Annotated in this window: 25 protein-coding genes; 19 read left to right on the top strand and 6 right to left on the bottom strand. The window is 38.4% G+C overall.

Annotated features, from left to right (window positions below; all coding sequences use genetic code 11):
- Position 1 precedes the first annotated feature (1 nt).
- Positions 2-1,174 carry an FAD-dependent monooxygenase gene (locus tag OA91_RS10575; RefSeq protein WP_063338195.1) on the top strand — a complete coding sequence of 391 codons (1,173 nt, stop codon included), beginning with the start codon at positions 2-4 and terminating at the stop codon, positions 1,172-1,174.
- A 35-nt stretch (positions 1,175-1,209) separates the two neighbouring features.
- Here OA91_RS10575 and OA91_RS10570 read toward each other — a convergent pair whose 3' ends face one another.
- Complete coding sequence (locus OA91_RS10570; protein ID WP_063338194.1) at positions 1,210-2,436, bottom strand: MFS transporter; 1,227 nt, start codon at positions 2,434-2,436, stop codon at positions 1,210-1,212.
- Positions 2,437-2,576: 140 nt separating this feature from the next.
- On the opposite strand from OA91_RS10570, the gene OA91_RS10565 reads away from it, so the two are divergent.
- The 6 genes from OA91_RS10565 (at position 2,577) to OA91_RS10545 (ending at position 7,885) form a co-directional block, all read left to right on the top strand.
- On the top strand, positions 2,577-3,458 hold the full coding sequence (locus tag OA91_RS10565; RefSeq protein WP_063338193.1) for a LysR family transcriptional regulator: 882 nt from the start codon (positions 2,577-2,579) through the stop codon (positions 3,456-3,458).
- Positions 3,459-3,523: 65 nt separating this feature from the next.
- The gene (locus tag OA91_RS10560) at positions 3,524-4,822 is read left to right on the top strand and encodes a DUF2252 family protein (RefSeq protein ID WP_063338192.1); all 1,299 of its coding nucleotides are present in this window, start codon (positions 3,524-3,526) and stop codon (positions 4,820-4,822) included.
- Between the two features lie 381 nt (positions 4,823-5,203).
- Positions 5,204-5,371 carry a hypothetical protein gene (locus OA91_RS24420; RefSeq protein ID WP_197477788.1) on the top strand — a complete coding sequence of 56 codons (168 nt, stop codon included), beginning with the start codon at positions 5,204-5,206 and terminating at the stop codon, positions 5,369-5,371.
- A 150-nt stretch (positions 5,372-5,521) separates the two neighbouring features.
- Positions 5,522-5,974 (top strand): hypothetical protein, encoded by a 453-nt coding sequence (locus OA91_RS24415; RefSeq protein ID WP_197477787.1) that lies wholly within the window; start codon positions 5,522-5,524, stop codon positions 5,972-5,974.
- A gap of 57 nt (positions 5,975-6,031) precedes the next feature.
- Positions 6,032-6,466 carry a GNAT family N-acetyltransferase gene (locus tag OA91_RS10550; protein WP_063338191.1) on the top strand — a complete coding sequence of 145 codons (435 nt, stop codon included), beginning with the start codon at positions 6,032-6,034 and terminating at the stop codon, positions 6,464-6,466.
- A 603-nt stretch (positions 6,467-7,069) separates the two neighbouring features.
- Positions 7,070-7,885, top strand: coding sequence for a fatty acid desaturase (locus OA91_RS10545; protein WP_063338190.1), 816 nt, complete (start codon positions 7,070-7,072; stop codon positions 7,883-7,885).
- A gap of 111 nt (positions 7,886-7,996) precedes the next feature.
- Here the strand turns inward: OA91_RS10545 and OA91_RS10540 are convergent, their stop codons facing one another.
- The 4 genes from OA91_RS10540 to OA91_RS24575 all read right to left on the bottom strand — a co-directional run bounded on the left by OA91_RS10540 (position 7,997) and on the right by OA91_RS24575 (position 9,223).
- A complete protein-coding gene (locus OA91_RS10540) occupies positions 7,997-8,227 on the bottom strand; it encodes a hypothetical protein (protein ID WP_063338189.1) in 231 nt (76 codons plus the stop codon).
- A gap of 72 nt (positions 8,228-8,299) precedes the next feature.
- A complete protein-coding gene (locus tag OA91_RS10535; protein WP_063338188.1) occupies positions 8,300-8,503 on the bottom strand; it encodes a hypothetical protein in 204 nt (67 codons plus the stop codon).
- Positions 8,504-8,575: 72 nt separating this feature from the next.
- Entirely contained in the window at positions 8,576-8,902 is a 327-nt protein-coding gene (locus OA91_RS24580) for a hypothetical protein (RefSeq protein ID WP_231870363.1), read from the bottom strand.
- Positions 8,903-9,010: 108 nt separating this feature from the next.
- Entirely contained in the window at positions 9,011-9,223 is a 213-nt protein-coding gene (locus tag OA91_RS24575) for a TetR/AcrR family transcriptional regulator (protein ID WP_231870349.1), read from the bottom strand.
- A gap of 235 nt (positions 9,224-9,458) precedes the next feature.
- Here OA91_RS24575 and OA91_RS10525 point away from each other — a divergent pair, with 235 nt between their 5' ends.
- The 11 genes from OA91_RS10525 to OA91_RS10475 all read left to right on the top strand — a co-directional run bounded on the left by OA91_RS10525 (position 9,459) and on the right by OA91_RS10475 (position 16,986).
- Entirely contained in the window at positions 9,459-10,049 is a 591-nt protein-coding gene (locus OA91_RS10525; RefSeq protein WP_063338187.1) for a Crp/Fnr family transcriptional regulator, read from the top strand.
- 60 nt (positions 10,050-10,109) lie between these two features.
- Complete coding sequence (locus tag OA91_RS10520) at positions 10,110-10,556, top strand: methyltransferase family protein (protein ID WP_063338186.1); 447 nt, start codon at positions 10,110-10,112, stop codon at positions 10,554-10,556.
- Positions 10,557-10,610: 54 nt separating this feature from the next.
- The gene (locus tag OA91_RS10515; protein ID WP_063338185.1) at positions 10,611-11,126 is read left to right on the top strand and encodes a GNAT family N-acetyltransferase; all 516 of its coding nucleotides are present in this window, start codon (positions 10,611-10,613) and stop codon (positions 11,124-11,126) included.
- A complete protein-coding gene (locus OA91_RS10510; RefSeq protein ID WP_063338184.1) occupies positions 11,123-11,521 on the top strand; it encodes a VOC family protein in 399 nt (132 codons plus the stop codon). Before OA91_RS10515 ends, OA91_RS10510 begins: the two co-directional genes overlap by 4 nt.
- 58 nt (positions 11,522-11,579) lie before the next feature.
- A complete protein-coding gene (locus OA91_RS10505) occupies positions 11,580-12,800 on the top strand; it encodes an MFS transporter (protein WP_063338183.1) in 1,221 nt (406 codons plus the stop codon).
- Between the two features lie 153 nt (positions 12,801-12,953).
- On the top strand, positions 12,954-13,670 hold the full coding sequence (locus OA91_RS10500; protein WP_063338367.1) for a hypothetical protein: 717 nt from the start codon (positions 12,954-12,956) through the stop codon (positions 13,668-13,670).
- 137 nt (positions 13,671-13,807) lie between these two features.
- Entirely contained in the window at positions 13,808-14,533 is a 726-nt protein-coding gene (locus tag OA91_RS10495) for a hypothetical protein (RefSeq protein WP_063338182.1), read from the top strand.
- A gap of 57 nt (positions 14,534-14,590) precedes the next feature.
- A complete protein-coding gene (locus OA91_RS10490; protein WP_063338181.1) occupies positions 14,591-15,100 on the top strand; it encodes a GNAT family N-acetyltransferase in 510 nt (169 codons plus the stop codon).
- 74 nt (positions 15,101-15,174) lie between these two features.
- Complete coding sequence (locus tag OA91_RS10485) at positions 15,175-16,440, top strand: winged helix-turn-helix domain-containing protein (RefSeq protein WP_063338180.1); 1,266 nt, start codon at positions 15,175-15,177, stop codon at positions 16,438-16,440.
- 37 nt (positions 16,441-16,477) lie between these two features.
- Positions 16,478-16,696, top strand: coding sequence for a DUF6500 family protein (locus tag OA91_RS10480; protein WP_063338179.1), 219 nt, complete (start codon positions 16,478-16,480; stop codon positions 16,694-16,696).
- Between the two features lie 74 nt (positions 16,697-16,770).
- Positions 16,771-16,986, top strand: a complete 216-nt coding sequence (locus tag OA91_RS10475; RefSeq protein WP_063338178.1) for a TIGR02450 family Trp-rich protein — start codon at positions 16,771-16,773, stop codon at positions 16,984-16,986.
- Positions 16,987-17,081: 95 nt separating this feature from the next.
- Here OA91_RS10475 and OA91_RS10470 read toward each other — a convergent pair whose 3' ends face one another.
- Positions 17,082-17,912, bottom strand: a complete 831-nt coding sequence (locus OA91_RS10470) for a mechanosensitive ion channel family protein (RefSeq protein ID WP_063338177.1) — start codon at positions 17,910-17,912, stop codon at positions 17,082-17,084.
- A gap of 391 nt (positions 17,913-18,303) precedes the next feature.
- Between OA91_RS10470 and OA91_RS10465 the strand changes: the two genes are divergently transcribed.
- Entirely contained in the window at positions 18,304-18,774 is a 471-nt protein-coding gene (locus OA91_RS10465) for a GNAT family N-acetyltransferase (protein WP_063338176.1), read from the top strand.
- The last annotated feature ends 112 nt before the right edge of the window (positions 18,775-18,886 follow it).

Genomic DNA, 18,886 nt, shown 5'->3' with positions numbered 1-18,886 from the left:
TATGAAAGCAAAAGCAGTAAAGCACATTGCCATTGTTGGTGTTGGTATAGCGGGTTTAGCCCTAGCTATTTTGGCGATTAAAAAAGGGTATCGAGTGAGTGTTTATGAAGCCAATGCGGGCCTTAAAACCATGGGTGCCGGTATTACCTTATGGCCAAATGCCATGTTTGTAATGCAAAAGCTTAGTCTTGATAAAGCGGTATTGGAAAAGGGTGGTTTGCCTATGTTTATGCAGCAATACGATAACGAAGGGCAACTAAAAGCAGAACTTGATATAAAAGAAGTAAATCGGCTTTGTGGGTACCGTTCGGTCAGTATTTTGCGTCGTGACTTGATGACTATTTTAGAGAATAAGTTGGTGGCATTAGGTGGAAGCATAAGATTTTCATCTGCAATCAAAGCGCAAGATATTGAAGCAATAGCGCAAGGTGTCGATTTAGTCGTCGGTGCGGATGGGCGTATGAGGTCTGTAGTGAGACAACATCTATTTAATGACTCTGTAGCGCCTAGTTACCAAGGTTTTGTGAATATTATTGGTACAGCTCAGTTAGAGACTCATGCATTAGAAGAGGCGATACAAGATTATCGAGGTGATGCTGAGCGCTTTGGCATCGTTTCTGTAAAAGGAGGGCGCTGTTATTGGGCTGCAGCTTGGTCTACTCAGCTTGATAGAGAAAGACCCTTGTCTGAATGGTATGAAGAGATGCATGAACGCTTTCAAGCTTGGCCTGATGCGGTTAAAACAATATTGAGGCATTATGAGCCTGCGTCACTTAACCGTATTCTTGTTCATGATATAGCGCCTTTACCTTATTGGCATAAAGGTAATGTGCTCATTATCGGAGATGCGGCGCATGCACCTTTACCCACTTCGGGCCAAGGTGCCTGTCAGGCATTAGAAGATGCTTGGCATTTAGTGAATCTTCTCAATGAGTATAACGCACAAGAATATAGTCAATCTGGCAATACTAATAATTTGGAAGAGGTCTTAAATCAGTATTATCAAAGTCGCATAGATAAGACTACTGCCACTCAAAATATTGGACGTCAGCTTGCTAGTCGTATTTTCTCTTCATCAGTTGAAGCAAGCGTAAAGTCTGATCCATCTCAGTTAGGTACAAGCGTCTCTGCTAATCAGTTAAGAGAGTTTTGGATGCAAGGCCTAACAAGCTAGTCAGTCCATAAACCCTCTCGTCGCTGTTTCTTAAGTTATTCTGTGCTTTCTAGCAAGGTGCTTTCCTTCTCTGAGGTGTGGAATAGCTTGAGGCTAAAGGTCAGAATGCTGGCAAATGTTGTAGCAAAAATGAGTATTTCTAATACGGAGAACCAATGCCCAAGGCTAAAAACAATCAAACCGGATAAGGGTTTACTGACATTGTTCACTATCATTAATAACCCCATTACCTTGCTGTAATCTTTTCGAGCTATGATTTCCATTCTTCGAGTACGAATGTAAACGTTGAACATGCCATCAAACCCGAGAATGAGCATGGCACCAATAACAAAAAGTTCAAAGCTGTTGGCAAAGCCTGAGATAAAACCTCCTAGGCTCACACACACAAAGGCAATGATGCCAAGTTGTGTTGGTGTCGTACGATCCGATAGACTGACTATCATGATGAGTACAATGATGGAGGCAAGGGCACCTGCCGTTTGTAAGCTCGCAAAGCTACCTGCATCTTTTTCAAAGTACCCAATTACTGCAGGCGCACCAATGGCTAATAAAGTGCCATAAATAAGATTTAATAAGAAAGTTGACAAGACAATTCGCTGTAGTGGCTTGGAATTAAACAGATAACTCTGCCCGACGCTAAAGTTTGCAGCAAGTCGTTGTTTTAATGAGAGCAAGCGATCTGAAGGTTCATCAAATACATCTTGTTTAGCGCCTTTTAATAACGCCATGTTTGCAATGATAAAAATGAATATGAAACTTGCTAAAACCCAATGAAATTCAACAATGCTTAACGCAGCGGCAAAGATGATGGGGGCTGTTACCAAGGCTGTTTGCTCTAAACTTTGCACCTTAGCTTGTACCTTAGAAAAGTATTTCGACTCTATTAATTGGGTTAGTAAGGTCTCTTGTGCCATAAAATTGATGGCAAAACCAAAGCCATTAAACACAGATAGGGTTACTACGAGAGCAAAAATTATTTGGTTATTTTGCCCATCAATAAAGAATAACCCTGTCGCGACAAAAATGCTCACAAAAGCTCTAGTGATATTAACTAGGCTCATCAGCTTGATTAACGGATATCTATCGATTAATAGGCCCGCCACAGGACTAAAAAATACCTTAACCAAATACTCAATCGTAAATGCGAGACCAGCCAATTGGGCGCTTTGTGTAGTTTGAAAGACAAATAAGGGGATTAAGAACATCAGACCATAGTCTGCTAGAGCTGTCATAAAACGATTAAGGTACAAATAGATATTCACCGGCTAACCCTTGCTATAAATAAGGTTGGCAAGTCTATTTGATAACTTAAAATAGTGTAATACACTTAATATCTAATTCATTCTTAGTTTAAAGGAACTAATAAGACGATATGTCACGACATGGAGATAAGTTTCAGCGAATGCGAATTTTCGTTACCTTGGTTAAAGCGGGTTCTTTTGCGAAGGCGGCAGAACGTTTACAGATAAAAAGTCCTACGGTCAGTAAAGCCATACAACTACTGGAGAAAGAGCTACAGACTCAGCTAGTGGTCAGAAGTACTCGTACCATGTCTTTAACGGATACTGGCCAGCGTTACTATGATAAAGCTGAATTTATTTTGAATGAGTTGGATGAGTTAGAAAACGAAACAAAACAAGCACAAGGAACACCTAAAGGTAAGCTCATGGTAACGACTCCTGTCTCTTTAGGGCTACATTTACTTGCACCGCTTATGCCCAAGTTTATGAAGCTTTACCCTGAACTTGAGGTTGAACTCGATTTATCAAACCACTGGCGAGATTTAAAACGGGATGGTTACGATGTGGCTATTCGATCTAAAAAGCCAGGTGCAGATCTAGGTCTATATTGCTTGCCAATTAAGCCCTTATTACCCATTTTAGTAGCAAGCCCTGAGTATCTTGAGGCTAATGGTACGCCAACTTATCCTCAAGAGTTAAAGGCACACAGTGTTATTCTCCATAAAGGAGGCGATCGTTTATTTAATCAATGGAAATTCTCTAACCCGGAAAAGGGAGAGTTTGCCTTTGAGGTTCAAAGCCGTTACATCAGTAATCATATTCCGGTTTCTATTGAAGGTGCATTACAGGGATTGGGAATTCTAAATACCTATTCTGTCTACGTTGAGGAAGCGTTGAAGGATGGTGCATTAATTCAATTATTAGCTGATTTTGAACAACCAGATATTGATCGTTTTGCGTTTTATCATCAGAAGCGTGCACTTTCGCCTAAATTAGATGCTTTTTTAAGCTTTTTAGAAGAAGAAATAGGCATGGAGAAGTAAACATTATTTCGTTGGTTTTAAGCTTATTTCAATTTGATTAGTGTAGGGAAATAGGGAGAGACAATATGACATTAAGAGCTGAACTGGTAACCCGAGAGTTAACACGTATTGATGGAGTTAAGATCACAAAAGAGGAAGCCAAGTACCAGAAAATGGCGCTATCACCTTTTGTATTTTATCGTGGATCTGCTCAACTTTTTTATGCTGATATTGCTTCTGGCACCTTAGTTGTCCCTGAGGCTTTGAAGAGCCTGCCTTTAACCTGTGTGATGGGAGATTGCCATACTTCAAACTTCGGTTTTTTAACGGAAGAAGGTTCCCATGGGGAGAGTGTTATCTTCTCGCCAAATGATTTCGATGATGCCTGTATTGGCCGTCCTGAATGGGATTTATTAAGGTTCTGCTGCAGCTTGGCTTTATCTACTGAGCACTGTCGACTAGAGGCTGAGGCAACGGACGAAGTAGTGACTCAATCACAAGTTGAACAAGGGATTGAGTCTTTCTTAAAAGGCTATTTATCTATTTGCGAACTAGGTCTTAATGGCCAAGAGCATCGACACATGGCCATGGATAGAAGTGCCCTGGAAAACTTTTCTATCTTGAGTAAGCCCTCTAAAAAAGCACAAAGGCGAGCAATTGGGGGAGAACAATTTCATCTAAAAAGCACATTAGCCAAAGCGATTAAGTTTGAAGGCACGTCTTTATCTTTTAAGGATTTAGAGGACAAGTTCCAACCTTTGGATGACGCGCTTTATCATGAACTGGCGGATACCTTTGCGCCTTACATGGATGATTATATCTGGGATATTGTTGCTCGTAAAAATGCAGGCACAGGCTCGGTGAATATGTCACGTTATTACTTTTTAATTGGCCCAAAAGACTATAAAGGGTTTGAAGATTTAGCCTTATGTCATCTTGTTGAAGTTAAAAAGCAGAGAGAGGCTGCTCCTATCTATTTTTTCCCGGGATTGAGTCCTAACAACCGTTTAAATCCTGCCCATTTAACGATTATGTGTCAGCGTAAAATGCAACGTTTTCCGGATTTAGTATTAGATGAAGTTGAATGGAAAAATGAGCATTGGTTAATTCGTTCTCGGCATCATGCAAAAGTAGGTATCGACCCTGAAGATATTGCCTTAGGTAAAAAAGCTGCGCTAAAAGGAGGTTTTGTTGATTACGCCGTTGCTTGTGGTAAAGCTTTGGCTTTAGCTCATTGCCGTGGCGACAGGCGCTCTTTGGCTTTTGAGCAGAGTGTAGTCTTGTCTTTACCTACTTGTATTGACGAGATAAAGCTATCTAGCCTCGCTTACGCAAAACAGGTAACAGAAGACTGGTTATGGCTAAAAGACCAAATTCGAACCTAGGTTTCTAAGGTTAACGCTTCTGTATATTTGTCAATTCTAATGTGCTTTTTTATTAGCTCTCTATGCTTTTTAGGTCTGATATTTTTGTATTAATGACTTTTTTATTCATAAATTCGCCCTGTTTTATTAGTCTGAGCTAAGCATCTCATCACCTTTTCGATTAAATGATTTATTGTTATATTTATTATTAATTAAAAGCATGAGGTGTAATATTAATATAAGTGTTTGTAATTTATAGAAAAATAAATATTATGTGCTTGTCGTGAATGCTTCTTTAACTATGAAAAATCATGGATTAAAAAAGTTTTTGATCAGATGGGTATTTAAAGTCATTACTTTTGATCAGGTAGATCAGAATTAAGTTAAATCATTGAGGGAACAATGCAGATTAAAAGGGCAAGAGACGCTTATAGCCGTTATTTTCGATTTAATAATAAACGTAGCTTATCGACTATGCTTCCAAGTGAGCTAGCTGTTCTCGAATCATCTGGATTATTAGCTTATATAGACAAAACACGTGAATTTGATAATCAAATTTTAATTTATTAGTCTTGTGATCTGGACTATTTAACCAGTCTTTATCGTTTATACGGCCATGGCTTCCAGCCTGAAATTAGTATTGAAGCAGGTTTGATGAACGACGATTTGAAACATTGGTTAGATGAAAGAGGTTATTAGCCAGAATACCAGCATGCTTTTTTGAGTTTAAATCGCTCTCAAGCAAAACTTAACCATATGAAACTGAATAATGTGACAGTTGAGCGCTGGCAAGAAAATAAAGCGGATGACTTTTTAGCGCTTTTGAAAACATCAGGTGTTACTTGTACTGACCAAATTTGGAAAGAGAAAAAGTTGTTTTACTGTACTGAATCATTCCGTACTTTTATTGCTTACTTTCATGGTGAGCCTTGTGCCTGGGCGACATCTTATGTGAAAAATGATGTTGCGATTTTAGCTAATGCCTTTACGCAAGAAAGCTTGCGAGGTAGAGGTTGTCAATTGGCTCTTTTAAATGCTCGAATTGAAGATGCGCTTACGCAAGGTTCCGAATTGATTTTAACGGATGTCATCCTAGAAAGTGTTAGTCAGAAAAACTGTTATAGTGTGGGTTTTAATTCCGATGGCACCCGACAAGTTTGGGTGAAAAGCTAGTCGGCTTAACTAGTTTATCTACTCTTTTTCCTGCCACTTTGTATACGAGGAGTATCAGTGGAAATACGAGCTATCAATTGGCAAGACGCTCTGCCCTTAAGACAAGAGGTCTTATGGCCAGATAAACCAATAAGCTTTTGTCAGGTTGATGGTGATGAGGACGCGCAACATTATGGCGTATACAAGGCAGGGAGTTTAGTGTGCGTCGCTTCTGTCTATAAAAATAAAGATGTTGCAAGGCTTAGAAAATTTGCCACTTTAAACGCATTTCAAGGGTTAGGGATTGGTTCTCACTTGATAAAGTACATTATGAGAGAACTTCAACACGAGGGGATAAGGCTTTTCTGGTGTGATGCCCGTATAACGGCTGCTGGGTTTTATGAAAAGCTAGGTATGGAAAAACAAGGTGAAGAGTTTAATAAATCAGGTGTTTTATATTTTAAGATGCAGATACACCTCAATTCACAGGTTCCCAAGGGAACCTGCGATTAAGTCACCTCTTCTCAGTCTGTTTTTCTAAGGTATATGGGGAAAAATATCACACAAGACGTTACTTTGCGTTTATTAATAGAAAGTCTGTGTAAGTACCTTTCGAGAAGTGACAACACAGGGTGTTACTTTTTCTGAAATGCCGTTTAGGTATTCTTCAAAGACCCGAAGGGCGTGGTCTAAAGCCCTATCTTTACGTTGAGAACCTTATCAATAGAATAACTATTAAGTTGCGCTCCTCGCCATAAATCTAGCGGCTTTTATCCACACGCTGAGGCGGGAGGACGTATTCGTAGGCTCCCTAGGCTTTGTCACATTTTATGCCCGCCTTATGTCAACGCTTCTGTAAATAAATCAAAAAATTAACACGTTTGTCGCATTTGCAGTTATAGTAGCCCGCGCTAAAGTAGGTTCCCTTTTTTAACTGTTTGGTTTTTTGAGGGAAAAGCTTAGTAATTTGAACAAAATAATAACACTCAAGTCGTTTTAGGAGAGCAAACAGGGGAGTTTGACTACCTTTAGTTGCCAGAGACTTGTTCACCATAGACATCATTAATTTTTAGCAAGGAACGCTGTAACCATGATTAATCGTTAGATTGGACTCAAATGAAAAATATCTCTAAAGCTTCAAAACATACCGGCATTTTTAAGTATAAAGAAGACCGCTGGCCCGTTACTATCATCCTTTCGCTTACTCTCTTAGATTTTATTCTCTATTTCACTCTTGAAAGCACAGTTTTACTCATAGGTTATTACCTATTAATGATTATTCCAAAAGGGGTTATTTGCGCTTGGAATCACCACCATCAGCATCTATTTACTTTCCGCTCTGATGCTTTAAATCGTGGTTTGGAGTTCTTTTACGCACTGCATACTGGTGTGACAACAAACCTATGGCGATTGCACCATGTATTAGGTCACCATATTAACTTTCTTGACCAAGAAAAGGACGAGAGCCGCTGGCAACGTAAAGATGGCACTAAGATGGGGGTAATTGGCTATACACTTGAAGTGGCTATCACAGCTTACCCAAGAGGGTATTCAGTGGGTAAACGCTTTCCCAAGCAACTTAAGCCTTTCTTAACTTATCTAGCACCTACTTTTTTGATTGTGGGCCTACTTGTTTGGTTTAATCCTATCGCGGGCTTTTTCTTATTTGCTTTGCCTATGATTACCAGCTTACTTTTCACGGCTTATGTTACCTATGATCATCATTCTGGCTTGAGCACAGAGAATGAGTTTGAAGCTTCTTATAACAATTTAAATCGTGTCTTCAATCTATTGACAGGTAACCTTGGTTATCACACAGCTCATCACCACAGACAGGGTGTACATTGGTCTAGATTGCCTGAGTTACATGCCACGATTGCGGATAAAATCCCTGAGCATCTCTACTTGCGTTCTTTATACTCTCATAGATAACTAGTTTCTCGAGTAGTGTATTAAAGCTTGTTCGGTGTACTAAATAACATGGTGCACCGAACTACGTAGTTAGATCTTATTGGTCCCTTTGTACTAATTCGAAAATTTAAACTAGCCTAATATAAGTTTATCTATTTGGGTGTTTTTAGGTAGTTTCTCGCCAATTAACTCACCTGTTTCTGCATGATAGGCTAAGCCTGTCATTACTTTCTTAAATACACCTTTCATCATAGGGCGCATTAAAAGGCTTCCCATTAGTAAGCCAAGCGGCCCGCCTTTTACAACGAAATCTGCCGACATAAAAATTTCACAAGATTTAGCATCGATTGCCTTAACGCTCATTTTAGCTTGCATGCTTTTAAGAGGAAGTGAGTGATCAGAAAGTAGTATGGTATAACCTTGGCCTTCCTGATATTAGATGATCTCTTCAACTAGACTAGATCCATCTTTAAAGGTGCAGCGACGTTTGGCACCTAATCCTCGATGAATATCATTGATGATAGGGGAGGAGGTAATTGTGGTCGCAAACTTCTCAACACTGGCATAGTCGTCAAGTATGTTCCAAACTTGCTTAGCAGGTAGGTTAACTTTAATTGTGTTTTCTGCATGATGTGACATAGCTATTTACCTTTCTAAAAGTGAGTTAGATCTTTAATAAGTTCATTTTTTCGTTACAACAGGGTTTTTTAATTAGGTTTTCTCTGCTTTTATGCCATTAATAATAATGACAATAGAGCGTATGAGGTTGCGCTCGAAATCAGGCTTTAGCATTTGAAATTCTTCTAAGGCATAGACCTGATTAAGCGCATCGTTTTGCCTGCTACCTGCCCAATAATTAGCTGTTGCGGCATAACTTAATGTGAGAAATTGAAATGCATTCTCACCTTCAAGAGCGGGATAAATTCTGCTAATTTCAAGCGCTAGCTGATATAAAAGCCCTTTAGATTTACGTTTAAACTCAATTAACTCTTCGTAGGATGAATTTGCTTCCAGTGCAATAAACGTAAGGGGAGTCAGATCTAAAAACTCTGGGTGTTTTAATAAGATTTCAACCCAGGATTGTGCAAACTTGAGACTATCTTCTTCATGGTCAAAAGCCTTTAACTGGTTAATAAAATCGTTAAACTAGTTTTCAAATAAATCCCCAAACACGTTTAAAAAGACTTCTTCTTTAGAGGTGAAATAACGGTACATATTGGACTTGGTAAAGCCTGCTTGAGCTGCAATGCCGTTAAAACTTACACCCTCGTAACCCTTTTCTTTAAAAAGTGTGAAAGCAGCCTGATAGATGGCCTCTTTCCTTTCACTTTTTTGTCGTCTGTTCTCGCTCTTTGCCAATTCATAAGGTGTTTATCTTGACTTGAAATATTTAAGTGTCTGGCGGTCTCTTATTTAAAGATTAAGAGACCGATGATCTTTTGTTAAATATTTAATCCAAAATTAATGATTTTTATTATGGGGGGTGTCGGTTTCTTCGCCTTAAAGGCTTCGTTTCAGGCTGTTTTAGGTAAGATTAGCCTTGTAATCTTGGTATCATGTTTCTAAGAGCGTCTATGGAAAGGCAAGGAATGAAATGAAAGCAGAAATGGTAAATCAATTAGTTAGGGTTTTCTCAACAAGAGTAAGCTTGACGCAAGATGACTGGGATAAGTTGTTAGCGGAAATGACTATTAAGGTTTATCAGCCAAAAGATTTGATTTTTTCTTTCAATGATAAACCAAACAATATTTATTTTGTGATTGAGGGGATTGGGCGATATTTTTATATTGATCAAGAAGGAAGAGAGAGAAATAAATCTTTAGTAAGGGCTGGTGGGGCTTTTGCCAGTATTAGTACCTTAGTTGAAAACAGCCCTAGTCCTTTTTATACGCAAGCCATAACCCCATGTCGGGTTGCGGCAATAGATTATGCTTCTCTCGTAAAACTTGCACAAGTACACTCAAATATAATGACTTTTTTACTACAGCTTTTTGAACGCCTTGTGTTAAAGAAAGAGAAGAGAGAAGCCAGTTTTTTACTTCTGTCGGCAAGAGAGCGTTATCAAATATTTTTAAAGGAATTTGAAGGTGAAAGTCATTTGATTCCCTTAAGGCATGTGGCTATGTACCTTGGTATTACAGATGTGAGCTTATCTAGAATTAGAAAAGAGATGGACTTAACATAGGTAAAGGTGAAGCCAAATATTTCCCAGTAAAGTAACTAAACACTTTATTGGAGAACGAAAATGAAAAAACTACTGCCACCTATATTATTTTTACTTTTTATTGTTTTGATATTAGCTAGTTGCTGGTTATTAGGTTCGCGTCATAATTTAGCTTTCCCCTACAATTTGCTAGGCATACCTTGGATCTTGATTGGCTACTTGATGGCGATAAAAGGAAAAAACCTATTTAAAAAACGAGATACCAACATCATGACATTTGAGCGGCCAGATAAGTTGGTGACAGAAGGGCTTTATCGTTTTAGTCGAAATCCTATGTACCTTGGTTTTGTAATCGCCTTATTTGGTGTTGCACTAGTAAGTGGTGCTGCCATTAGCTCGTTCTTATGGGTAGTCTTATTCGTTATTATTACCAATATGTGGTACATCGCGTTTGAAGAGAAGGTGATGGTAGAGACCTTCGGTCAGGAATATGAAAATTACTGTAAAAGGGTAAGGCGCTGGATATAAGGGGTTGTTATCTAGCCTTTTAAATTTATATGAATAGATTTTTTTAGAGGAAATATGGATATTTCATTGTTAGTAGATCATCAACAAGATGCACACCTTATTGCTAAATGGTATTTGGTAGAATGGGGACACAGTATGCCAGAAACAGTTAAAACGACGTTAACTGAGAAGGTTTTATTAGGGGCTAATAAAGATACTTTCCCTATGACTATTCTGGCACATATGGATCAAGCGTTAGTGGGTGTTGCTGAGCTTAAATATCGCGAATTAGAACAATACCCCAACTGGCATCATTGGTTAGATGGCGTGTATGTACCGAGTGAACACAGAGGTAAAGGCGTTTCTAGCAAATTGATTCTTGAGGCCATTGCAAAAGCAAAACACTTAAAGGTTCAATCGTTATATTTGCGGTGTGAAGACCATAATATCGCACTGTATGAAAAGTATGGATTCGTCTCTGTTAAGACAGAAATGGATAGGGTTGGGAATAACGATGTTAGAAAAACTGTGATGGTGTTAACGATCAGCGAGAATGCTTCAACAGCAAATATCGTAGCAGCTAACTTATGAGTATTTCACTGGGCCAAACTGCTTTAAGTCATGTTGCGATTAGTTGCACCGATTTAGAAAGATCGGTTAGGTTTTATACTCAGGTGTTAGGCCTTGAGGTGAATGAATCTCTTGGTCGTAATAAAGGAAATATAAAAGTAGCGATAGGTGCTGGCACCTATATTGAGTTATTCCCTTTTGAAATGTATCAGGCGCGCAACCTAGGTGCTTTAGTGCACTTTGCCCTGAATGTCAGATGTTTGAAGACTGCTATGGCATTTCTTGAATCTAAAGGCGCTCCCATTCTTAGGGGGCCTTTTGATATTAAGGGGCAAGATGAGCAAACAATTGCAAGACGTGTTGTTTTTATTCAAGGGCCTGATGGAGAAGAAATCGAATTAGTGCAAAGCATTTAAAACGATGAGTTTTATTTTAAAGGACATCATTTAAATAATTTATGGAATAGAAGGATCTATGACAAATAATCAATTTCGACTTTACCCTGTTATCCTTGTTGTATTTTTAGGCTGTGCGGGTGTTTCATTTCCTTATCCCATTTTGGCTCCCTTATTTTTAGCCGATACACCCAATGTATTGAATAGCTTTTTAGGTATTCAAGCTGAGTTATTGCTTGGGGCGGTCATTGCTGCATACCCCTTAGGCATGATTATCGGTAGCAGTGTTCTGGGAGCTTGGTCTGATCGTATAGGGCGAAAGCGTTTATTAAGTCTGTCACTCATTTTTACGGTTATTGGTTATGCTGTCAGTGCCTTAGCGCTTTATTATGGCAATTATCTTTTATTTTTAGCCACGCGCTTTTGTGTCGGTTTGTGCGAAGGTAATGTGTCGGTGGCTAGGGCTATTGCGACAGATTTAGCCGGCGACGCGGATAAATCTATCATGCTTTCTAAAATAAATGCTGCCGTATATTCTGGCTTGCTTGCAGGGCCAATCATAGGAGGTAGTTTAGGTGAGCTTGCTGTAGAGTTTGCCTTTGTATTAGCTATGCTGATTTATATTTTTTGTTGGCTTATTGTGTTGTTTTGGGTACAAGAGACGAAACAAAATACTCTCAATTCAGCTCAGAAAAAATCTAAATTAGCATTATCAAAAATTCTCTCCAATAAAGGTTATTTAAGCCTTTTAGTTGTACAGCTGGTCATGGCAGTAGGTACCACAGGAGCATATCATTTTATTCCCGTTTGGCTAACGAGTGTGCATGAATTAGGGCCTAAAGACATAGGTTTTAATGCTGCTGTTATGAGTGCATTTATGATACTAACAAGCCTATATTTAGTGAAAACACTTACCCAAATGATGAGTAAAGAAGCAATTTACATTGTGTTTGCGAGCCTGCTTGCCTCTTTGTATGGGTTAATGGTGTTCTTACTTGTCAATTTGTCGCTGTATGCATTTATGCTAACTGGCATTTCTATTGCTCTGTTAAGCGGTACTTTTCCCGCTTATGTTGTTGAATGTTTAGGGCAGGAACGTTCAGGGTTGTTGCTTGGAAGTTTGAGCTCAATGACGAGTATAGCGTCTGTTATTGTCGCTATTATCGGTTCTTTATCACTCACTTTAAGTCATAGTGCACCGATTTTAATATCTGCAGTTTTTTGCGGGTTAAGCGCTTGTTTATTTTTGTGTGTGATTCTGTTCAAAGATGATACCTATCTCAGCGAGCTAAATAAGTAAGCGAGTTAAAGTGGTTTAGCTGCTTTAATTATAATGAATAGGTTGAATGAAAAGAAGATTATTAATATTAAGGTTTTCTTATATAATGCGCGCATCACAACTTATGCTTTATATTTCGAAAGCCTCATTTTTGGGCTTTTATATGGATGTATTATGCCCCGTATTCTCTTAATTCTAGTGTTAATGCCATGTTTGAATAGTCACGCAGATGAGAGCTTCTCTGCAGAAAAATCTCAGTCTGCCACAAGGTTTGATGTGCTTTTAGGTCCTTCATTCGGTGATAGAAGCATTACTATCACTGATAAAAATAGCTCTCAGGAAGCGGCTAAATTCACAACGGATGGTATTGAATTTGTACCCAGTATTTCTATTCGTACAAAGCCTGAATATATCTGGGACGATAAGAATTGGTCCTATACTTTTTCCGCGAACTTTGTCTCATCAAAGCTCGATAAACAAGTACAAACAGAGGGTTCAGTGTCCTCTAATTTGAATAATTTAGGCACCGAAATAGAAGGACTATCCATCTACTTAACGCCAATTCTCTATTACCAGTTTGCTCGTGAAACACCCGATACTTGGCAATATAGAGCGGGGGTAGGCATGGGGATAGGTTACCAGGACCATGAAGGCAGTTTTGTTGTCTCTAATTCTGATCATGCTAATTTTAGACAGACGGAAAAGGTGAACTATTCTGGCGTCAGTTTATCCACAGGTATCTATTTAGAAGCCAGTTATAAACGTCATCATATTATGTTTAATGGTGATCTTATCGCAACATCGCCTTCAAACTCTGAGTATCAATACTTAGAAAACAATATTTCGTTAAAATATCAGTATCGAGTGCATTCCTTTATGCTTGGCTTCTAATTAGAGATTAGCTTCTCATTAAGGCCTTACTTTCTAATTAAAGGTTACTCTGCTTATAGCCTGTATGATGGCTAAATGGGGCCTTAATCTCAGCTCCAATTAAAATTTTTAGATGAACCTTCAGGAAAACAGCCAATATGTCTCTACTTTTTAAAGAAATTGATAGCCAAGCTTCACCTATCGGTGAAATTTCATTGCGTAGGCGACGTATTCCTGCACTTGGCGATCGGGATATTTATGAGGTAAAGCTTGGTGAAGAGTTTTTAATGTCGAGTATGTTTGTTGATGCTGAAGAGGCGTTATCAGAGCTTGGACTTGCAGCAGTACAAGGGGATGATTTAAGTGTCGTTGTGGGTGGTTTAGGGCTGGGTTATACCGCCGTCACAGCACTTAAAGATTCACGTATTAAGGAGCAACTCGTTGTTGATTTTCTTGATACTGTGATTGGTTGGCACAAAGAGGAATTAGTCCCTCTTGGTAAAATATTAAATGCAGATCCTCGCAATCGCTATATTCATGGCAGCTTCTTTGATTTAGCTATTGACCCTGATAATGGCTTTGACCCTGAAGCACCAGGTAAAAAGTTTGATGCTATCTTGTTAGATATCGACCACTCGCCAACTGAGTTCCTTGCCGCCACTAATGCCTCATTTTATTGTACTGAGAAACTAGCATTGATGGCAGAGCAGCTTAAACCACAAGGTGTGTTTGCCATGTGGTCACAAAACCTGCCTGAAGAAAGCTTTGAAACCTTGTTAAAAACGGTGTTTGATAAGGTTGAATCACATGTTGTGAAATTTGATAATCCGTTCCAAGGTGGCGTAGCGACAAACTCTGTTTATGTTTGCGTGAAGGGCTTATGAATAAGCATGCTAGTGTAAACCTTCATTTTTATAATATTTGAGAGAAAAATTTAAACGATGAAAATACGTTTTGAAAATGCAGCTGATTATAAAGCGATTGAAGCCATTACTTATCAAGCGTTTGAAAATCACCCACATCACGAACCTGGTGCCAAACCGAGCGAACACCTTATTGTTAATGGTTTAAGGAATAGCGGTGCATTGACGCTTTCATTGGTGGCTGAAAATGAAACCGGCATAGTAGGGCATATTGCATTCTCACCTGTAAAAATTGCAGGTGAAGCTAGTTCATGGTTTGGATTAGGCCCCGTATCTGTTAAACCTGAGTATCAAGGTAAAGGGGTTGGTAGTCAGTTAATCTTAAAAGGTTTAAATGAGTTAGCCTCTCAGGGTGCACAAGGCGTTGTTTTATTAGGAGAGCCAGAATATTACGCTCGTTTTGGCTTCAAGGCAGACAGTGAGCTGACTTTAGCTGGTGTACCGGCGCAATACTTTCTCGTTAAGGTGTTAACCTCATTACCTTTACCAATGGGTGAAGTAAGTTATCACCAAGCATTCAATGTTTAATCTAATTTGATTATCTTGACTACTGTTTATATAAACAGTATTTTTTACTCATCTGTATTTTATGAGTAACTAAGATGATTGAAATTAAATCTTCCAAAGATATGACGCGCCTTCGTCGTTTAGCTTTAACTGCTCAAGGTTTATTACAAGCCCAACCATTTGGAAGTGGCAAGTTAGGCGCTTGTAATGCCATCAATCATCTTGGTTATGTGCAAATTGATACGATTTATGTGGTGGAAAGAGCACATCACCACGTTTTGCACTCTCGGGTGCCCAAATTCAAAGCAGAAATGACAAATGAACTAATGCTTAATGGTGACATTTTTGAGTATTGGTCCCATGCTGCTGCTTTCTTACCTATGTCTGATTTTCGTTATTCATTACTTTATAAAGAAGCAATTAAATCAGGCCAGACCCACTGGTATAAAGACCCTGATACCGCTTATATGGCAGAACTCTTAGCACGTGTTCGCTCTGATGGGCCGCTACGTTCTCGTGATATTGAGACACAAACTAAGAAACAAGCAGGCTGGTGGGATTGGAAGCCTGCAAAAAAGGCTTTAGAGCAGCTTTATATGCAAGGCGATTTGATGGTGAGTAGCCGTGAAGGATTCCAAAAAACCTACGACTTAACTGAACGTGTTTTACCTGACGATGTAAATACGAGCTTTCCTAGTCTTGAAGAGTTTGCTGAGCATTTATTGTCACAGCAATTAAGGTGTCATGGTTTTGTGTCTCTTAAAGGGCTTACTTATTTAAGACGTAATACTGGTTTGCGTAAAGCAATGAAAGCTTTGTTATCCGCCCGACTAGGTCAAGGGCTTTTAGAACAAATTCAATTAGTTGATGGTGAGATTTATGTGATGGAAAAGGGGGCTTTAGAAAGTAAGCTTCCAAGATCACTAAAACGATTTCAAATATTATCGCCTTTCGATAATAGCCTTATACAAAGAGAGAGACTGAAAAGTATTTTTGGTTTTCAATATCAAATCGAATGCTATGTGCCAGAAGCAAAGCGTCAATATGGTTATTTTAGTTTACCTCTTTTGTACCAAGATGAATTTGTCGGTCGAATGGACTGTAAAGCCCATCGTAAAGATAAACATTTTGAGATTAAGTTTTTACACTTTGAAGACTCTTTTATAGATAAAGTGTCAAAACATAAAAAAGGTTATGAAGCTGAATTCGTGGTCTCTAGTTTTGCAGAAGCGCTTCAAGCATTTAGCCGTATTCAAAAGTGTGATAGTACTTCACTTACTAAAATGCAGCCAGTGCACCTGCATAATGATTTTGTTAAGGCGCTTGAAATGCTTAACGGGAATCATGAACTCTGTAAATAACAGTTTCCATTAAAATAAGTCAAAAGGAATAGCTGAAATGCGAGAGACATTTAGGGATAAAATTATCCAAGTATGTAATCAGAAAATAGAGAGTAAAGGCGACAATGTTGGCTTATCGTTTTATGCCTTTTTCAAGAATAAAAATGATGATCCTGATTTGCTAATGGAAGCGGCTACTTGGTGGATTCAAACACACGAACTAGATCATTTCGAGAAGGCGACTAAAATCAAAAGCATGGTCGAAAAAGGTGATTAGCTTCTATTAAATAGGCCTTGAACGAAATTGGCTTTGAATGAAATAGGTCTTGAACGAAATAAGCTGAGAACGAAATGAATAAAGTGAATACTAAAAAGCTACGTCATACTAAATGGACTGCGATTCAGCCACAAAATAAAGAAAAACACTTTCTTGTATCAGATGTTGAGTTTGACTTAGAGGGCAATGTGATTAGATGCCAGCTTGAAGCGATTATGACAAAGCGTTTGTTTGACATTAATTGGCAAGACTTAAGAGATAGTCAGGTTTGGCAGCAGGGCTGGTGTTAGAAGTCCTTTACCTTATATTCAACTAAATATAGCTAGATTAAAACCAGATACAGGCAGCTTAAGTCGCCTGTATCTAGCTAATTTAAAGAGAAGTCTTAAGAGCCTTCTTTGTGTAAATGAACATCCATTTGTGGGTAAGGAATGCCAATGCTATTTTTATCAAAAGCGTATTTAACGGTTTCAAGCAGATCTGCTCTGACATTCCAATAATCTTCTGAGTTAACCCAAGGTCTTAGGTTAAAGTTTACTGAGTTATCAGCAAGCTCAGCGACAGCAATAACGCACTCAGGATCTTTTAAAATACGCTCATCAGCAGCAACAATTTCTTCCATAATCTGTTTTGCTTGACGAATATCTGCGTCATAGCTGATTCCTACAACAAGATCTAGACGGCGTGTCTTTTCACGAGAGTAGTTGATAATAGAACCATTCATCATGGAAGCATTAGGTATGATCACAACGCGATTATCGGGTGTTTTAAGATAGGTATGGAATAGCTCGATTTTATCCACTGAGCCTGACTCACCACCACCTTCAATATAATCACCGCTTTTAAATGGTCGTAACAAGATAATAAGTACACCAGAGGCAAAGTTAGATAAGGAGCCTTGTAAAGCCAAACCAATGGCTAAACCTGCCGCACCTAAAATAGCGATAAAGGAGGTCGTTTCTACACCAACTTGATCTAACGCCATTAAAATAACGGCCGCAAATAGAAGTGCATAGATAATACTGGTAGAAAAGCCTACTACTGCTTTATCAACGGAAGATTTTAGCATGAGGTGCTCGCACCATTTTGCTAATTTTGCTGCAACAAATTTACCTATAAAGAAGATGACAAGTCCAATGACTAAATTAGTTGCCCCTTCTGTGATGAGTGGCATCCACTGAGCGCCTTGATCAAATAAGTCCTCTATGTCCTTCATACTTTTAAACCTCAATTCCTAGAATTAATAATGATTAGTGAATTGGTTTGAATAGTAAGGCTTATATGTGAAATAGTCTTCACTAAGTTTGTTAGCAAACAATCAATTATTGTTATCTTTAAGTTAACTAAAGCCGATAAAACTTTAAATTAAGCTGTTTGAAAAATAAGGTGGGTGAAAAACACTCATTTTAATGATTTGTTAGTCAGGATATTGAAAAGACATTTAAAATTAGCTTTTTTGAATTAGATAAGTGGTTTAATACTCGTTAGATTCGATTCGTTTTCTCAATGAAGGCCTAAATTCGTGGAAAATATAAAGGTAACAGGTAACAGGTAACAGGTAACATGGAATGTTAATCTAAGTTATTAATTTACAAGCAGGGATGCAAATGATTAGAAAGGCCAATAAAGATGATATAAAAGCCATTTGTTTTTTATCAAATGAAATAAATGCCGAGCACCATGATGCCATGCCTAATACCTTTTCTGCGCAAGGTGAAATAGATCGTGATGCCGATTTTTGGCTCGCTCATATGGCAAGAGAAGAAAGCGATATTCTACTCATCGAAAGGCGCGATGAAATAGTTGGAATGGCCGCTGTATCGATTCCAACTGGACCAAAGCCATCATTTTTTATAGATAAGAGAATTTGTCACTTAACGACCATTTTTGTCGCTTCTTCTGCAAGGCGACAGGGTTTTGGTAAAAAGCTGATTCGTGCGGTGGAGGAGCATGCTCATGAGAACGGCGCGTCTGAAGTGCTGTTAGAAGTGATGCAATTTAATCAATCTGTCATAAATTTTTATTTGTCTTTGGGTTATGGTGACTTCTCAACGAAATTGGTGAAACTTTTGAATTAGTCTGGCAGGCTATTAATCTATTAATCTATTAATCTATTAATCTATTAATCTATTAATCTATTAATCTATTAATCTATTAATCTATTAATCTATTAATCTATTAATCTATTAA

The organism is Marinomonas sp. SBI8L, assembly GCF_001624705.1.
Lineage (GTDB): Bacteria > Pseudomonadota > Gammaproteobacteria > Pseudomonadales > Marinomonadaceae > Marinomonas.
This window is presented reverse-complemented; position numbering and strand designations above follow the sequence as displayed.

Bases quoted from the DNA above. Each gene is read 5' to 3' on its own strand.
- OA91_RS10575 (WP_063338195.1), top strand. From the start codon at position 2: ATGAAAGCAAAAGCAGTAAAGCACATTGCCATTGTTGGTGTTGGTATA.
- OA91_RS10565 (WP_063338193.1), top strand. From the start codon at position 2,577: ATGCGAATTTTCGTTACCTTGGTTAAAGCGGGTTCTTTTGCGAAGGCG.
- OA91_RS10560 (WP_063338192.1), top strand. From the start codon at position 3,524: ATGACATTAAGAGCTGAACTGGTAACCCGAGAGTTAACACGTATTGAT.
- OA91_RS24420 (WP_197477788.1), top strand. From the start codon at position 5,204: ATGCAGATTAAAAGGGCAAGAGACGCTTATAGCCGTTATTTTCGATTT.
- OA91_RS10545 (WP_063338190.1), top strand. From the start codon at position 7,070: ATGAAAAATATCTCTAAAGCTTCAAAACATACCGGCATTTTTAAGTAT.
- OA91_RS10540 (WP_063338189.1), bottom strand. From the start codon at position 8,227: ATGAGCGTTAAGGCAATCGATGCTAAATCTTGTGAAATTTTTATGTCG.
- OA91_RS10535 (WP_063338188.1), bottom strand. From the start codon at position 8,503: ATGTCACATCATGCAGAAAACACAATTAAAGTTAACCTACCTGCTAAG.
- OA91_RS10525 (WP_063338187.1), top strand. From the start codon at position 9,459: ATGAAAGCAGAAATGGTAAATCAATTAGTTAGGGTTTTCTCAACAAGA.
- OA91_RS10520 (WP_063338186.1), top strand. From the start codon at position 10,110: ATGAAAAAACTACTGCCACCTATATTATTTTTACTTTTTATTGTTTTG.
- OA91_RS10515 (WP_063338185.1), top strand. From the start codon at position 10,611: ATGGATATTTCATTGTTAGTAGATCATCAACAAGATGCACACCTTATT.
- OA91_RS10510 (WP_063338184.1), top strand. From the start codon at position 11,123: ATGAGTATTTCACTGGGCCAAACTGCTTTAAGTCATGTTGCGATTAGT.
- OA91_RS10505 (WP_063338183.1), top strand. From the start codon at position 11,580: ATGACAAATAATCAATTTCGACTTTACCCTGTTATCCTTGTTGTATTT.
- OA91_RS10500 (WP_063338367.1), top strand. From the start codon at position 12,954: ATGCCCCGTATTCTCTTAATTCTAGTGTTAATGCCATGTTTGAATAGT.
- OA91_RS10495 (WP_063338182.1), top strand. From the start codon at position 13,808: ATGTCTCTACTTTTTAAAGAAATTGATAGCCAAGCTTCACCTATCGGT.
- OA91_RS10490 (WP_063338181.1), top strand. From the start codon at position 14,591: ATGAAAATACGTTTTGAAAATGCAGCTGATTATAAAGCGATTGAAGCC.
- OA91_RS10485 (WP_063338180.1), top strand. From the start codon at position 15,175: ATGATTGAAATTAAATCTTCCAAAGATATGACGCGCCTTCGTCGTTTA.
- OA91_RS10480 (WP_063338179.1), top strand. From the start codon at position 16,478: ATGCGAGAGACATTTAGGGATAAAATTATCCAAGTATGTAATCAGAAA.
- OA91_RS10475 (WP_063338178.1), top strand. From the start codon at position 16,771: ATGAATAAAGTGAATACTAAAAAGCTACGTCATACTAAATGGACTGCG.
- OA91_RS10470 (WP_063338177.1), bottom strand. From the start codon at position 17,912: ATGAAGGACATAGAGGACTTATTTGATCAAGGCGCTCAGTGGATGCCA.
- OA91_RS10465 (WP_063338176.1), top strand. From the start codon at position 18,304: ATGATTAGAAAGGCCAATAAAGATGATATAAAAGCCATTTGTTTTTTA.